The sequence below is a fragment of the Curtobacterium pusillum genome, from assembly GCF_013359865.1.
In the GTDB taxonomy this organism is placed as follows: domain Bacteria; phylum Actinomycetota; class Actinomycetes; order Actinomycetales; family Microbacteriaceae; genus Curtobacterium; species Curtobacterium pusillum.
In genome coordinates this window covers 37,708-52,637 of record NZ_JABMCE010000072.1, presented here as the reverse complement: position 1 = coordinate 52,637, position 14,930 = coordinate 37,708, and the positions used below count along the sequence as shown (strand labels likewise).

Sequence of the window (14,930 nt, the reverse complement as noted above, 5' to 3'; positions counted from 1 at the left end):
GGCCCCGGCGGTGCCCACCCCGGCTGACGCCCTCGCGACGGCGGCCCCGGCGGTGCCCACCCCGGCTGACGCCCTCGCGACGGCGGCCCCGGCGGTGCCCACCCCGGCTGACGCCCTCGCGACGCCGGCCCCAGGCACGACGTCCTCGGCGGCACACGCCCGGAACGCGCCGACCCCGTCCGATCCCGAAGGAAACCCTGCATGACCCCTCGCCGGTACGCCGAGCCCGAGCCACTGCGACCCGTCGACTGGACGGGCGAGCAGCCCCCGGCGATCCCGAAGCAGTTCGTGCCCGACCACGTCGCGATCGTCATGGACGGCAACGGCCGCTGGGCGAACCAGCGCGGGCTCACCCGGGTCGAGGGGCACCGCGCGGGCGAGGCGTCCCTGCTCGACGTCGTCGCCGGCGCCGTGCAGATCGGCGTCAAGCACGTGTCGGCGTACGCGTTCTCCACCGAGAACTGGAAGCGCTCCCCGGACGAGGTCCGGTTCCTCATGGGCTTCAACCGTGAGGTCCTGCACCGCCGCCGCGACCAGCTGAACGCGTGGGGCGTGCGGATCCGGTGGGCCGGTCGCCGGCCGAAGCTCTGGCGCAGCGTCATCGACGAGCTGCAGACCGCGGAGCGGATGACCGCCGACAACGACGTCTGCACCCTGACGATGTGCGTCAACTACGGCGGCCGGAACGAGATCGTCGACGCCGTGCAGGGCATGGCCGAGGACGTCGCAGCCGGTCGCCTCAAGCCGAGCCAGGTCACCGAGAAGACCCTGGCGAAGCGGCTGTACGTGCCGGAACTGCCGGACGTCGACCTCTTCCTGCGCAGTTCGGGGGAGCAGCGCACGTCCAACTTCATGCTGTGGCAGTCGGCGTACGCCGAGATGGTGTTCCTCGACCGGCTCTGGCCGGACTTCCGCCGCACCGACCTGTGGGGAGCGATCGAGGAGTACGCGCGCCGCGATCGCCGCTACGGCGGTGCAGTGGACGCACCCGCGGTCTGACGGCCGGTTCTCCACAGGACCCGCGCCGCGCCTCCAGGCCGGAACGAACGCCGGTACGCTTGCGGGGTACGTTTCCGCACCGAGCACCCGGCTCGGCGACCTCTGGAGCATTCCTTGGCACAGTCCTCCCGTCTCGACAGCGTCATCGCCCTGGCCAAGGGCCGTGGCTTCGTCTTCCAGTCGGGGGAGATCTACGGCGGATCCCGCTCCGCATGGGACTACGGGCCCCTCGGCGTCGAGCTGAAGGAGAACATCAAGCGCCAGTGGTGGCAGCGGTTCGTCCGCGGCCGCGGCGACATGGTGGGCCTCGACTCCGCCGTGATCCTGCCGCGCAAGGTGTGGGAAGCCTCGGGTCACGTCGCGACCTTCACCGATCCGCTCGTGGAGTGCCTGCACTGCCACCACCGCTTCCGGGCAGACCACCTGGAAGAGGCGTTCGAGGCGAAGAAGGGCCGCAAGCCCGAGGGCGGCATGGCCGAGATCGCGTGCCCGAACTGCGGTACCCGCGGGCAGTGGACCGAGCCGCGCGAGTTCTCCGGCATGCTCAAGACCTACCTCGGCCCGGTCGAGTCGGAAGAGGGGCTGAACTTCCTCCGTCCCGAGACCGCGCAGGGCATCTTCGTCGACTTCGCGCAGGTCGTCACGACGAGCCGCATGAAGCCGCCCTTCGGCATCGGCCAGGTCGGCAAGGCGTTCCGCAACGAGATCACGCCCGGCAACTTCATCTTCCGCACGCGAGAGTTCGAGCAGATGGAGATCGAGTACTTCGTGCCGCCGGCCTCCGCGGAAGAGCACTACGAGCAGTGGATCGCCGACTCGGTCGCGTTCTTCACCGACCTCGGCATCGACCCGGAGAACCTGCGTCGCTTCGACGTGCCGGACGGCGAGCGTGCGCACTACTCCGACGCCACCGCGGACATCGAGTACCGCTTCGGCTTCGCGGGCTCGGAGTGGGGCGAGCTCATGGGCGTCGCGAACCGTACCGACTTCGACCTCAACAACCACATCGAGTCGTCCGGCAAGGACCTGCGCTACTTCGACCAGGCCGCGAACGAGAAGTACGTGCCGTACGTCATCGAGCCGTCGTTCGGTCTCACCCGTGCGCTCATGGCGTTCCTGCTCGACGCGTACCACGAGGACGAGGCCCCGAACGCGAAGGGCGGCGTCGACAAGCGCACCGTGTTGCGACTCGATCCGCGCCTTGCTCCGGTCAAGGCCGCGGTGCTGCCGCTGTCCCGCAACGAGCAGCTGTCGCCGGTGGCCCGCGGCCTCGCGGACGACCTGCGGAAGTACTGGAACGTGGACTTCGACGATGCCGGTGCGATCGGCCGTCGCTACCGCCGCCACGACGAGATCGGCACGCCGTTCTGCATCACGGTGGACTTCGACACGCTCGACGACAAGGCCGTGACGGTGCGCGAGCGCGACACGATGTCGCAGGAGCGCGTGGCGCTCGACCAGCTGCAGGGCTACCTCGCCGCGCGGCTGCTCGGCGCGTAGCCGCGCGCGGGCTGCGGTCCGCAAGACACCGGTGTTCGTGCGTTGCACACCCGCAAGCGGGTGTTCGACCCGCGAACACCGGTGTTTTGCATCGGGAGAACCGCGGCGCGCGCGGCGGCGCGGCGCGGCGCGGGAATGCCGCGATGGCGGCGCCGGTTGCGTCGGGCATGAACGACTCTGTGAAGGTCGATGTCTGGTCGGACATCGCCTGCCCCTGGTGCTACATCGGCAAGCGGAAGTTCGAGGCCGGTGTCGCCGCGTTCCGCTCCGCCGCCGACGACCGACCGACGGTCGAGGTCGAGTACCACTCCTTCGAACTCAGCCCCGACACCCCCGTCGACTTCGAGGGCACCGAGGCGGAGTTCCTCTCCGGCCACAAGGGCATGCCCGTCGAGCAGGCGCAGCGGATGCTCGACCAGGTCACCCGCATCGCCGCGAGCGTCGGGCTCGACTACGACTTCGAGTCCATGCACCACACCAACACGGTGAAGGCGCACCAGCTCATCCACCTCGCGAAGCAGCAGGGCAAGCAGCTGGAGATGGTCGAGCGGCTCTTCGCCGCCTACTTCGAGCGCGGTGAGCACGTCGGGCAGGACGAGTCACTCGCGTCCCTCGCGGCGGAGGTCGGACTCGACCGTGACGAGGTCCTCGCGACGCTCCGCGACGACGCGCAGCTCGCGGCGGTCCGTGCCGACCAGGCGCAGGCACAGGCGTACGGCATCAACGGCGTCCCGTTCTTCGTCATCGACGGCAAGTACGGCGTCTCCGGTGCGCAGGACCCGGCGGCGTTCGAGCAGGTACTCACGCAGGTGGTCGCGCTCCGGGACACCACTCCCGAGGAGGTCGCGCAGGCGTCGCAGCGCGCCACCGACGACGAGGCAGCAGATGCGGCGGTGACCCGGTGACGGACGCGATTCCGACGGGTGCGGCCGAGCCGCGCCTCCAGGCCGCGCCGCCCGTCTCGGTGCCGGACGCGCTGACGGGTGAGCTCACGCTGAACGGTCTGGCCGCTCCGGCGGGCCTGGAGGCGCGCCCCGGCCTGCTCACGCTCGTCACGCCCGGTGGTGCGCCGGTCTGCGAAGGTGACAGCTGTCTCGTGGATGCTGCCTTCGTCCCGGGGGCCGAGGGTGTGTGGGTCGAGGTGCCCGACTGAAGCCGTCGACTACCGGACGGGTTCCTCGTCGGTGATGTCGGCGAGCGTCGCGTCGTACGCGGCGACGAGGTCGTCGGCATCGACGAAGGCGCTCGCACCGTGGCGGCCCGCGCCGAGGGCGACTCGTCGACCGGCGATGCGCTCGTCGGCGTAGACCGGCAGGTCGCCCGTCGCACCGATCGGGGTGATGGTGCCGCGCTCGTAGCCCGAGGCCTCGAGCGCGGTGCCGGCGTCGGGCATGGAGAGCTTGTTGACCCCGACGACGGTGCGGAGCTTCTTCCACGCGATGCTCCGGCCGCCCGGCACGAGCGCCAGCAGGAAGCCGCCGTCGTGCCGCTTCACGACGAGGGTCTTCACGATGTCGCCGGGCTCGATGCCGAGGAGCTCCGCCGCTTCGTGCAGGGAGTTCGCGGCGGGCCGCTCGACGACATCCACCCGGAGACCCCGGGCGGCTGCGTCGGCGTCGAACCTGGTGCTGGCGTCGGTCGTCATGTGGAGAACGCTACCGGCGGGCACCGACGTGGGAGAATGGGACAGGTATGACGATCACAGACGCACCCGGAACGGCCACCCGTCCGGCGAAGCCCCTGCGCATCGGCCCCATCGAGGTCGACGTGCCGGTCGTGCTCGCACCGATGGCGGGCATCACGAACATGGCGTACCGCCGGCTCTGCCGCGAGTACGGCGCCGGACTGTACGTCTGCGAGATGATCACGTCCCGCGCGCTCGTCGAACGGACGCCCGTGTCGATGCAGCTCATCCAGCACCACGAATCCGAGACCCCGCGGTCGATCCAGCTGTACGGCGTCGAGCCGAACACCGTGGCCGAGGCGGCATCGATCCTCGTCGGTGAGGACCGAGCCGACCACATCGACCTCAACTTCGGCTGCCCCGTGCCGAAGGTCACGCGGAAGGGCGGGGGAGCGGCACTGCCGTGGAAGCTCGAGCTGTTCCGTGAGCTCGTGACGAAAACCGTCCGCGCCGCCGGTGACGTCCCCGTCACGGTGAAGATGCGCAAGGGCATCGACGGCGACCACCTCACCTACCTCGACGCCGCCCGGATCGCCCGGGACGCCGGCGTCGCCGCGGTCTCGCTGCACGCCCGCACCGCGAACGAGCACTACTCGGGGCACGCCGACTGGTCGGCGATCGCGACGCTGAAGGAGACCATCACCGACATCCCGGTGCTCGGCAACGGGGACATCTGGTCCGCGGCCGACGCGCTGCGCATGGTCGACGAGACCGGCGCCGACGGCGTGGTCGTGGGGCGCGGGTGCCTCGGCCGACCGTGGCTGTTCGGGGACCTCGCGGCGGCGTTCCGCGGCGAGGGGCTGCGCTACATGCCGACCCTGGGCGAGGTGGCAGTCGCGTTCAAGCGGCACGCCGAGCTGCTCGTCGAGTTCTTCGGCTCCGAGGAGCACGGCTGCCGGGACATCCGGAAGCACGTCGCCTGGTACTTCAAGGGGTACCCGATCGGCGGTGACGTCCGGTCCGGGCTCGCGATGGCGTCCAGCCTGCAGGAGATCGACGACCTGCTCGGGCAGCTCGACCACGACGCGCCCTACCCCGGTGCCGACGCCGAGGGACCTCGCGGCCGCGCCGGGCACCCGAAGCGCACGGCCCTGCCGGACCGCTGGCTCGATTCGCGCGATGTCGACAGTGAGTTCCGGAAGGTCCTCGCCGCCGCCGAGCTGCACCACAGCGGCGGATGAGCGCCACGAGTTCGTACGGGCCGGCCGACGCCGAGCGCTGGCTGCCCGAGACCCACGGCAACCGTCGGTCCGACTTCGCCCGCGACCGTGCACGGCTCCTGCACTCGAGCGCGCTCCGGCGTCTCGCCGCGAAGACCCAGGTGCTGAGCCCCACGACCGGGCTCGACTTCGCCCGGAACCGCCTGACGCACTCGCTCGAGGTCGCCCAGGTCGGCCGAGAACTCGCGGACTCGCTCGGCCTCGACCCGGACGTCGTCGACACCGCGTGCCTCGCGCACGACATCGGGCACCCGCCGTTCGGGCACAACGGCGAGACCGCCGTGAACGCCTGGGCAGCGGGCATCGGCGGGTTCGAGGGGAACGCGCAGACGCTGCGGCTCCTCACCCGGCTCGAGCCGAAGGTCTACGGCTCCGGCCCGGACGACGACCGTGCGTACGGGCTCAACCTCACCCGCGCGTCGCTCGACGCGAGCTGCAAGTACCCGTGGCCGGCCGCGCAGGGCGTGTCCGAGGCGTCGTCCGGTCGCACCAAGTTCGGCTTCTACGACGACGACCACGACGCGTTCGAGTGGCTCCGCGCGGGCGCTCCCCGACGTCAGCGCTGCATCGAGGCGCAGGTCATGGACCTCTCCGACGACATCGCCTACTCGGTTCACGACTTCGAGGACGCCGTCGTGGCGGGGTTCATCGACGTCGCCGCGCTCGGGGACCGCGTCGGGGAGAACGACATCGTGTCGGCCATGCACGCCTGGGTGGGGTCGGACCTCAGCCGTGACGAGCTGCTCGAGGCGTTCGACCGGCTCCGGTCGCTGCCGCTGTGGATGACGTCCTACGACGGCTCGCGGCAGGACCTGGCGCGGCTGAAGAACCTCACCTCGCAGCTGATCGGGCGGTTCGCGCGGACGGCGACGAGGGCGACGCGGGAGTCCTACGCCTCGGGCTCGCTCGTCCGGTTCGCCGCCTCGGTGGTCACGCCGCCGGAGATCATCGGGGAGATCGCGGTCCTCAAGGGCATCGTCGCGGCGTTCGTGATGACGCAGGGCGACCGGCAGCCCGTGTACGAGGAGCAGCGTCGGGTCCTGACCGAGCTGCTCGACGCCCTCGCCGCCGGCGGCTGCGCCGACCTCGAGCCGGGGTTCGCGGCGGACTGGCGCGCCGCGTCCGACGACACCGGACGGCTGCGGGCCGTGGTCGACCAGGTCGCGAGTCTGACCGACCAGGGCGCGCTCGCGTGGCACAAGCGGCTCGTGGTCGGCGACCGCGAGTCCACGCACATCCCGGTCTGACGCGCGACCTCCAGGTGTGACATCGTCGCGGGGGTACACCGAGGCACCGGCCGTGACCGCTTGCGAGCGCCCGGGGCGCCGCACCGGACCGCTCGCGCGGACGCACCGGAGGCGCCGCACCGGACCGCTCGCGCGGGCGCACCGGAGGCGCCGCTCCGGAGCGCTCGCGCGGACGCGCCCGGAGTTGCCGGACCGGACCGCTCGCGGGCGCGACGGTGGCCGCTCGACCTGCACCGCGCCTCCAGGCCGGCGAACGGTCCACGGAAGCCGCCGGCGGCCAGCGGGGGTCGGTCCCACGAACTAGGATCGAGGGGTGGCTGGGAGGATCGCGCGGAACGACATCGACGAGGTCCGCTCGCGTGTCAACATCGCCGACGTCGTCGGCGACTACGTCACCCTGAAGTCCGCCGGGGTGGGGTCGCTGAAGGGTCTCTGCCCCTTCCACGACGAACGCTCCCCGTCGTTCCACGTGCGGCCCCAGGTCGGCCGCTACCACTGCTTCGGCTGTGGCGAGGACGGCGACGTCTTCGACTTCGTGATCAAACAGGACCACACTTCCTTCCAGGAAGCCGTCGAGCGGATGGCCGCGAAGATCGGCTTCACGCTCCACTACGAAGAGGGCGACGGGCCCCGCACCGACTACAACACCCGTGCCCGGCTCATCGCCGCGAACGAGGCGGCGCTGCAGTTCTATGTGGCGCAGCTCACCACGGCCGCGGCCGAGCCTGCCCGGCAGTTCCTGGGGGAGCGCGGGTTCGACCCGGCCGCGGCGCAGCACTTCGGCGTCGGGTTCGCCCCGAAGTCGTACGACGCGCTCAAGGACCACCTGCGCGGCCGGGGCTTCACGCTCGAGGAGCTCACGAGTGCCGGGCTCGTCAGTCAGGGCGACCGCTCCCCGTACGACCGGTTCCGAGGGCGCCTGATGTGGCCGATCCGCGACGTGACCGGGGCGACGATCGGCTTCGGTGCGCGCCGGCTGCTCGACGACGACAAGGGCCCGAAGTACCTCAACACGCCCGAGACGCCGATCTACCACAAGAGCCAGGTGCTCTACGGGATCGACCTCGCCCGGCGGGAGATCTCGAAGCAGAAGCAGGTCGTCATCGTCGAGGGCTACACCGACGTGATGGCGTGTCACCTCGCCGGAATCACCACGGCGGTGGCCACGTGCGGCACGTCGTTCGGTGTCGACCACATCAAGGTGCTCCGTCCGATGCTCGGCGACTCGGTCGGGCGCGATCTCTCGCAACTCGGCAACATCGTCTTCACGTTCGACCCCGACGAAGCCGGTCAGCGAGCCGCGTCTCGTGCCTTCGCCGAGGAGAGCCGATTCGCTTCGCAGACCTACGTCGCAGTCGCGCCCGGCGGTCTCGATCCGTGCGATCTTCGTCTGGCACGAGGAGACTCCGCCGTCGCGCGCCTGATCGAGACCAAGCGTCCGATGTTCGAGTTCATCATCCGCCGCAGGCTCGCCACGCACGACATCGAGACGGCCGAGGGGCGTGTCGCCGGCCTTCGCGATGCTGCGCCCGTGGTCGCCGGGATCCGCGATCGCACGCTCGCGACGGCGTACACGCGTGAGACGGCCAAGTGGCTCGGCATGGACATCCCGGAGGTGCGCCGCGCCGTCGAGAACGCACGGCAGCGGGCAGGTGCGGCCTCCGGTGGGCGGCACGACGACCACCGCTCAGGAGGCACGGTGCCGGCCTCGCACGTCGGCCCCGGTGGCGAGGCGGTCGCCCCGCCGGAGGAGCCCGTGGCCGGACTCCGACTGCTGCCGAACGACCCGATCACCCGGATGGAACGCGACGCCGTGATGGCGATGGTGCAGCAGCCCGGACACGTCGGAGCGCCGCTCCTCGGGTTGGCCGCCGCCGCGACGTTCTCGGCGCCGATGCTCTCGGTCGTGCGGGACGCCGTCGTGGCGAACGTCGATGCCATCGGCGCGGGGAACTGGCTCGACCGGCTGCTGCAGGACGTGCCGGCGCCGTTCCGTGGCCTCGTGCAGGAGCTCGCGCTCGCGCCGATCCCAGCCCGTACCGACGAGGACCTCGCGCTCTACGCACGGAGCATCGTCGTGGCCCTGGTGGAGCGGGACCTGCTCGCGCGCAAGGCGTCCCTCCTCGGGCAGCTGCAGCGGGCGGACCCGCACGAGCAGGCCGGCCGGCGCGCGGAGATCCAGCGGCAGCTCGTCGACATCGACGCGCAGCGGATGCGGCTCCGCGCTGACGCCGAGGCGTCGTAGCGGGCACGCTGACGCGGACGCGCACGAGCGCGGTCGAGGCGCAACCAGGTCCCAGCCGCTGGTGATTGTCCCCGAGTGGTCATGGCACGTCGCCGGCGGAGTGTCGACCGGTCGCAATTCGTCGCTGGGGAGCCGCGCGTGCGACATGTCGTGACCGCTCGGCACAGGACGGCGGCATGTCGTGACCGGGTGGCGCACTGCTCGCGGCACCCGGAACGCACCCGGAACGCACCGCGTTGCAGGACGCAACTTTCCTGCGCGACTCGCGTGCCCATGCGCACGCATGATGCGCCACAGGACGCTCCCGCGCATTACAGCGGTGTAAACAAATCGCCCCCGGTTCGTGGAGTTCCGTGACAGGGTGATAGCAATGAGCGTTCCTGGTCGGGCACACAGACGTTCCACCACCGGCCCAGGACCCTTGCATTCATCACCAAGAGAGGCATCGGACATGGCATCCGTGACCAAGTGGGGCAAGCGCGGCATCGCGCTCGGCGCCGGGGCAGCAGCGACGGCGCTGGTGCTCACCGGCTGCGCGGGCGGCAGCGTGAGCGACACCGACCTGAACGGCCTGAGCATCGGGACGACCGACACGATCACGTCGCTCGACCCGGCGGGCTCGTACGACAACGGCTCCTTCGCCGTGCAGAACCAGGTCTTCCCGTTCCTGATGAACACCCCCGTGGGCAGCCCGGACGTGAAGCCGGACATCGCCACGAAGGGCGAGTTCACGAATGACACCACCTACACGGTGACGCTCAAGAAGGGCCTCGAGTTCGCGAACGGCAACAAGCTCACGTCGAGCGACGTGAAGTTCTCGTTCGAGCGCGAGCTGAAGATCAACAACGAGAACGGCCCGCAGTCGCTGCTCGCCAACCTCAAGAGCATCGACACGCCGAACGCCACCACGGTCGTGTTCCACCTCGACCACGCCGACCAGACGTGGCCGCAGGTGCTCTCCAGCCCGGCCGGCCCGATCGTGGACGAGGACGTCTTCAGCGCGGACAAGCTCACCAGCGCCGCCGACATCGTCAAGGGCAAGGCGTTCGCCGGGCAGTACGAGATCACCTCGTACAAGGAGAACCAGCTCATCCAGTACAAGGTGAACAAGAAGTACGACGGGCTCCTCGGCAAGGCGAAGACCGACGAGGTGACGGCGAACTACTACACCAAGGAGACCGACCTCAAGCTCGCCGTGCAGAAGGGCGACGTCGACGTGGCGTACCGCTCGCTGACGCCGACGGACATCGCCGACCTGCGCAAGGACGACAAGCTGAAGGTCACGGACGGCCCCGGCGGCGAGATCCGCTACGTCGTGTTCAACTTCAAGTCGCAGCCGTTCGGGACCGGCCAGTCCGGCGCGGACGAGAAGAAGGCCCTCGCGGTGCGCCAGGCGGTCGCGGACGTCGTCGACCGTGACGCGCTCGCGAAGGAGGTCTACAACGACACCTACACGCCGCTGTACTCGATGGTGCCGGACGGCCTGACGGGTGCCGCGACGCCGTTCAAGTCGCTCTACGGCGACGGCAACGGCGCCCCGGACCTCGACAAGGCGAAGAAGACGCTCTCCGACGCCGGTGTCACCGGCAAGGTGCAGCTCGACATCCAGTACGCCCCGGACCACTACGGTTCGGCGTCGGACGACGAGTACGCGCTGCTGAAGACCCAGCTCGAGAAGTCGGGCCTGTTCGACGTGAACATCCAGTCGACGGTCTACACGACCTACGCCCAGGAGCGCACGAAGGACGCCTACCCGGAGTACCAGCTCGGCTGGTTCCCGGACTTCTCCGACGCGGACAACTACCTCTCGCCGTTCTTCACGAAGGACAACTTCGTGCAGAACCACTACGACGACTCGGTCATCCAGGACCTGATCGCCAAGGAGCAGGCCGAGTCCGACACGGCCAAGCGGGCCGACCTCATCGAGCAGGCCCAGCAGCGTGAGGCCGAGCAGATCTCGACCCTCCCGCTCCTGCAGGGCAAGTCGGTCGCGGTCGCGAACAAGGACGTCAAGGGCCTGAAGCTCGACGCCTCGTTCAAGTTCCGCTACGCAACCCTCTCCAAGTAACACCGACGACGGCCAGGGGGCGTTCTCGAGCAGAACGCCCCCTGGTCACGTCCTCGAAAGGCACCCCTCCCCGTGACCCTCACCACCCCAGAGGCGATCGAGACCGAGCCGACCAAACCACAGGCACAGCGACGTGCAGGTGGCAGCGGCGGCGGACTCGGCCGGTACGTCCTCGTCAGGTTCCTCCTCATCTTCCCGACCGTCTTCATCCTGGTGACGCTCGTGTTCTTCCTGATGCGCGTCATCGGGAACCCGATCACCGCTTCGGTCGGCGGCCGTCTCACTCCGGACCAGCTGCAGGAGCGCCTGCACGCCGCCGGGTACGACCGGCCCGTGCTCGTGCAGTACTTCGAGTACCTCGGGAACATCCTCCGCGGCGACTTCGGCACGACGTCGACGGACCACCGACCGATCACCGAGATCATCGTCACGTACGGCGGCGCGACGGCGGAGCTCGTGTTCTACGCGCTCATCGTCGCCCTCGTGCTCGGCATCCCGCTCGGCATGCTCGCCGCGTACATGCGCGACAAGTGGCCCGACGTGCTCTTCCGCGCGCTCGCGATCCTGACCTACGCGACCCCGGTGTTCTTCGGCGGCCTGCTGCTCAAGCTCGTCTTCTCGGTGTGGCTCGGCTGGCTGCCGCTCGGCGACCGCGCGTCCACCCGTGTCGAACTGGTCCTCGACCGCATCCCGGGTGCGACCGGCATCTACATCATCGACGCGCTCCGCACGGGCAACGCCGAGATCATCACCGACGTGCTCGCGCACGCCGTGCTGCCGGCGCTGACGCTCGGCCTGCTGACCGCAGGCATCTTCCTGCGCCTGGTGCGCGCGAACATGATCGGTTCGCTCGGTTCCGAGTACGTGGACGCGGCCCGCTCGCGCGGCGTCCGGGAGGCGCGGCTCGTCCGGACGCACGCGTTCCGTCCCGCCCTCGTGCCGATCATCACGGTGATGGGACTCCAGATCGCCATGCTCCTGGGCGGTTCCGTCCTCACCGAGACCACCTTCGGGTGGCGCGGGCTCGGCTTCGAGCTCAACCAGTACCTGTCGGCCCGCGACTTCGTCGCGGTCCAGGGCATCGTCGCGATGCTCGCGGTGATCGTCGCGGTGACGAACTTCGTCGTCGACGTCGTCGCCGCACTGATCGACCCGAGAGTGAGGTTCTAGAGATGGCTGACACCTCCCTCGTCGACCGCCACGAGCCGCTGTGGAAGCGGCTCCCCGTGGTGGTGCAGCTCCGCAAGAGCACGGGCTGGCAGCGCGCCATGCTCATCACCGGCGTGGTCATCTGCGCCCTGTACATCATCGTCGCGATCGCCGCGCCGCTCATCGCCCCGTACGGCTTCGGCCAGCTGCAGGGCGCGGACGGCCACAGCTTCCCGCGTACCGGCGAGCCGAGCTCCGTCCACATCTGGGGCACGACCGTCGGCGGCTTCGACGTGTTCAGCCGCGTGGTCTACGGCGCCCGGACCGCGGTCCTCGTGGTGATCGTGGCCGTCGTCGTGTCGATCATCGTCGGCGTGCTGCTCGGCATGGTCTCCGGCTACATCGGCGGCTGGCTCGACCGGATCCTCGTCGTCGTCGCGGACGCGATCTACGCGTTCCCGTCGCTGCTGCTCGCGATCGTGGTCTCGATCGTCATCTCGGGCGGCAACTCGAGCTACGCCGGCGGCATCATCGCCGCGGCGATCTCGATCACGGTCGTGTACGTCCCGCAGTACTTCCGGGTCGTCCGCGCCGAGGCCGTGCGCCTGAAGAACGAGGCGTTCGTCGAGTCGGCGCGCGTGATGGGCACGAACCCGTGGCGGATCATGACCCGGCACGTCCTGCGGAACTCCACGCGCTCGCTGCCGCTGATCCTCACGCTGAACGCCAGCGACGCGATCCTGACGCTCGCGGGCCTCGGCTTCCTCGGGTTCGGCATCGGCCCGACCAGCGGTGCGGAGTGGGGCTACGACCTGAGCCGCGCGCTGTCCGACGTGGCGAGCGGCGTCTGGTGGACCGGTGTCTTCCCGGGTGTCGCGATCGTGGTGCTCGTCCTCGGTGTCACGTTCATCGGCGAGAGCCTGAACGACATCTCCGATCCCCGTCTGCGTGCCCGCCGGCGGCTGAAGCAGCTGGTGTCGCGCAAGCAGGCGACCAGCACGGAAGGGGCGGCCGCATGAGCGACGCAACCACGCGCCTCCAGTCCGGTGACACCACCACGGAACCCGTCGTCGTCGTCGACGACCTGACCGTCACGTTCGCCACCGACAACGGTGCCGTCGACGCCGTCAAGGGCGTCACCCTCGACGTCCGCCCGGGTGAGGTCCTCGCCCTCGTCGGCGAGTCCGGCTCCGGCAAGTCCGTGACCGCACGGAGCATCCTCCGGCTGATGCCCGAGACGGCGACGCTCGGCGGCGCGGTGTACCTCGACGGCACGGACGTCGTCACGGTCGGCTCGCAGAAGCTCCGGAGCCTGCGCGGCACGGCCGGCGCGATGGTCTTCCAGGAACCCTCCACGGCGCTCAACCCGGTCTTCACGGTCGGGTGGCAGATCGCCGAGGGACTCCGGGCGCACGGCGGGATGTCGAAGAAGGAAGCGCGCGCGAAGGCGATCGACTACCTCGGCCGTGTCGGCATCCCCGACCCGGAGACCCGTGTCGACCACTACCCGCATCAGTTCTCCGGCGGGCAGAAGCAGCGCGTCGTGATCGCGAGCGCGCTCGCCCTCGAACCGTCGGTGATCATCGCCGACGAGCCGACGACGGCCCTCGACGTGACGGTGCAGGCGGAGATCCTCGACCTGCTCCGCCGGTGCCGCGACGAGTTCGGCACGGCGATCGTGATCATCACGCACAACATGGGCGTGGTGGCCGACCTGGCCGACCGCGTCGCCGTGATGTACCAGGGCGAGGTCGTCGAAGAGGCCCCGGTCGGTCAGCTCTTCGCGGCACCGCAGGCCGACTACACCAAGCGCCTGCTCGCCGCCGTGCCCCGGCTCGAGGCCTCCACCGGGGCCGCCCGCCGCGCCGCGATCACGTCGGACGTCCAGCCGCTGGTGTCCGCGCGGGGTCTCGAGATCGAGTACCCGGGCCGCCTCGGCTCGCACGCGTTCAAGGCGGTCAAGGGCGTCGACCTCGACATCCGCCCCGGCGAGGTCCTCGGGCTGGTGGGGGAGTCCGGTTCGGGCAAGACCACCATCGGCCGGGCGATCGCCGGACTGACGAAGGTCACGGGCGGTTCGCTCGAGGTCCTCGGCACCGAGATGCTCGGGTACCGCGAGCGGGACTTCAAGCGGCACCGCAAGGACATCGGGTTCGTGTTCCAGGACCCGGCGACCTCGTTCAACCCGCTGCTGACGATCTCGGAGTGCGTCGCCGAACCGCTCGTCGTGCACGGTGAGGCATCGAGCCCGCGAGCCGCCCGGAAGCGAGTCGGCGAACTGCTCGAGGCCGTGCAGCTGCCCGCGTCGTACGGCGACCGCTACCCGCACGAGCTCTCCGGCGGGCAGCGCCAGCGCGCGTCGCTCGCCCGGTCCCTCGCGCTCCGGCCGAAGCTGCTCATCGCGGACGAGCCGACGAGTGCGCTCGACGTGTCGGTGCAGGCACGCGTGCTCGAACTGTTCCTCGAGCTGCAGCAGGACCTCGGGTTCGCATCGCTGTTCATCAGCCACGACCTCGCCGTCGTCGGCGCGCTGTCGGACCGGATCGCGGTGCTGTACCGCGGCGACCTGGTGGAGACGGGCACGACCGCCGAGGTCCTCGGCGCACCGCAGCACCCCTACACGCAGCGTCTCCTGGCGTCGCTCCCGGTGCCGGACCCGGCGGAACAGGCGGAGCGACGGCGTACGCTTGTGGAACTGGAGAACGCCGGGTCCTGACCCGACGTGACCATCCTGGAGGCGCGGCTCGCGTCGACGACGCACGCCGCGCCTCCAGGCGGTCGCCTCCACCGCAACACGCACGACGGTCGGCGTACCCCG

Annotated in this window: 13 protein-coding genes; 12 read left to right on the top strand and 1 reads right to left on the bottom strand. The window is 70.1% G+C overall.

Annotation, left to right across the window (positions count from 1 at the left end; all coding sequences use genetic code 11):
• The 5 genes from HP507_RS17565 to HP507_RS08110 all read left to right on the top strand — a co-directional run.
• Positions 1-205 (top strand): hypothetical protein (locus tag HP507_RS17565; RefSeq protein WP_217508607.1); only part of this gene is annotated, 205 nt, incomplete at its 5' end.
• Entirely contained in the window at positions 202-999 is a 798-nt protein-coding gene (locus HP507_RS08125; protein ID WP_175351280.1) for an isoprenyl transferase, read from the top strand. The genes HP507_RS17565 and HP507_RS08125, both read left to right, overlap by 4 nt.
• A 114-nt stretch (positions 1,000-1,113) precedes the next feature.
• The gene (locus HP507_RS08120) at positions 1,114-2,499 is read left to right on the top strand and encodes a glycine--tRNA ligase (RefSeq protein ID WP_175351279.1); all 1,386 of its coding nucleotides are present in this window, start codon (positions 1,114-1,116) and stop codon (positions 2,497-2,499) included.
• 167 nt (positions 2,500-2,666) lie between these two features.
• Positions 2,667-3,404 (top strand): DsbA family oxidoreductase, encoded by a 738-nt coding sequence (locus HP507_RS08115; protein WP_175351278.1) that lies wholly within the window; start codon positions 2,667-2,669, stop codon positions 3,402-3,404.
• Complete coding sequence (locus HP507_RS08110; RefSeq protein ID WP_175351277.1) at positions 3,401-3,652, top strand: hypothetical protein; 252 nt, start codon at positions 3,401-3,403, stop codon at positions 3,650-3,652. Before HP507_RS08115 ends, HP507_RS08110 begins: the two co-directional genes overlap by 4 nt.
• Positions 3,653-3,661: 9 nt before the next feature.
• Here the strand turns inward: HP507_RS08110 and HP507_RS08105 are convergent, their stop codons facing one another.
• Positions 3,662-4,144, bottom strand: coding sequence for an aminoacyl-tRNA deacylase (locus HP507_RS08105; RefSeq protein WP_175351276.1), 483 nt, complete (start codon positions 4,142-4,144; stop codon positions 3,662-3,664).
• A 47-nt stretch (positions 4,145-4,191) separates the two neighbouring features.
• Between HP507_RS08105 and dusB the strand changes: the two genes are divergently transcribed.
• The 7 genes from dusB (at position 4,192) to HP507_RS08070 (ending at position 14,828) form a co-directional block, all read left to right on the top strand.
• Entirely contained in the window at positions 4,192-5,364 is a 1,173-nt protein-coding gene (gene dusB, locus HP507_RS08100; protein WP_175351275.1) for a tRNA dihydrouridine synthase DusB, read from the top strand.
• Positions 5,361-6,650 (top strand): deoxyguanosinetriphosphate triphosphohydrolase, encoded by a 1,290-nt coding sequence (locus HP507_RS08095; RefSeq protein ID WP_175351274.1) that lies wholly within the window; start codon positions 5,361-5,363, stop codon positions 6,648-6,650. Before dusB ends, HP507_RS08095 begins: the two co-directional genes overlap by 4 nt.
• 313 nt (positions 6,651-6,963) lie before the next feature.
• Entirely contained in the window at positions 6,964-8,895 is a 1,932-nt protein-coding gene (gene dnaG, locus HP507_RS08090; RefSeq protein WP_175351273.1) for a DNA primase, read from the top strand.
• A 451-nt stretch (positions 8,896-9,346) separates the two neighbouring features.
• Positions 9,347-10,963 (top strand): ABC transporter substrate-binding protein, encoded by a 1,617-nt coding sequence (locus HP507_RS08085; RefSeq protein WP_175351272.1) that lies wholly within the window; start codon positions 9,347-9,349, stop codon positions 10,961-10,963.
• A gap of 72 nt (positions 10,964-11,035) precedes the next feature.
• Positions 11,036-12,133 carry an ABC transporter permease gene (locus HP507_RS08080; protein WP_376984204.1) on the top strand — a complete coding sequence of 366 codons (1,098 nt, stop codon included), beginning with the start codon at positions 11,036-11,038 and terminating at the stop codon, positions 12,131-12,133.
• Positions 12,134-12,135: 2 nt separating this feature from the next.
• Positions 12,136-13,131 carry an ABC transporter permease gene (locus tag HP507_RS08075; RefSeq protein ID WP_175351271.1) on the top strand — a complete coding sequence of 332 codons (996 nt, stop codon included), beginning with the start codon at positions 12,136-12,138 and terminating at the stop codon, positions 13,129-13,131.
• Positions 13,128-14,828, top strand: a complete 1,701-nt coding sequence (locus tag HP507_RS08070; protein WP_175351270.1) for an ABC transporter ATP-binding protein — start codon at positions 13,128-13,130, stop codon at positions 14,826-14,828. Before HP507_RS08075 ends, HP507_RS08070 begins: the two co-directional genes overlap by 4 nt.
• Positions 14,829-14,930 lie beyond the last annotated feature (102 nt).

Coding starts and splice junctions, on each gene's coding strand:
- HP507_RS08085 (WP_175351272.1), top strand. CDS start 9,347: ATGGCATCCGTGACCAAGTGGGGCAAGCGCGGCATCGCGCTCGGCGCC.
- HP507_RS08070 (WP_175351270.1), top strand. CDS start 13,128: ATGAGCGACGCAACCACGCGCCTCCAGTCCGGTGACACCACCACGGAA.
- HP507_RS08125 (WP_175351280.1), top strand. CDS start 202: ATGACCCCTCGCCGGTACGCCGAGCCCGAGCCACTGCGACCCGTCGAC.
- dusB (WP_175351275.1), top strand. CDS start 4,192: ATGACGATCACAGACGCACCCGGAACGGCCACCCGTCCGGCGAAGCCC.
- HP507_RS08105 (WP_175351276.1), bottom strand. CDS start 4,144: ATGACGACCGACGCCAGCACCAGGTTCGACGCCGACGCAGCCGCCCGG.
- HP507_RS08095 (WP_175351274.1), top strand. CDS start 5,361: ATGAGCGCCACGAGTTCGTACGGGCCGGCCGACGCCGAGCGCTGGCTG.
- HP507_RS08115 (WP_175351278.1), top strand. CDS start 2,667: ATGAACGACTCTGTGAAGGTCGATGTCTGGTCGGACATCGCCTGCCCC.
- HP507_RS08075 (WP_175351271.1), top strand. CDS start 12,136: ATGGCTGACACCTCCCTCGTCGACCGCCACGAGCCGCTGTGGAAGCGG.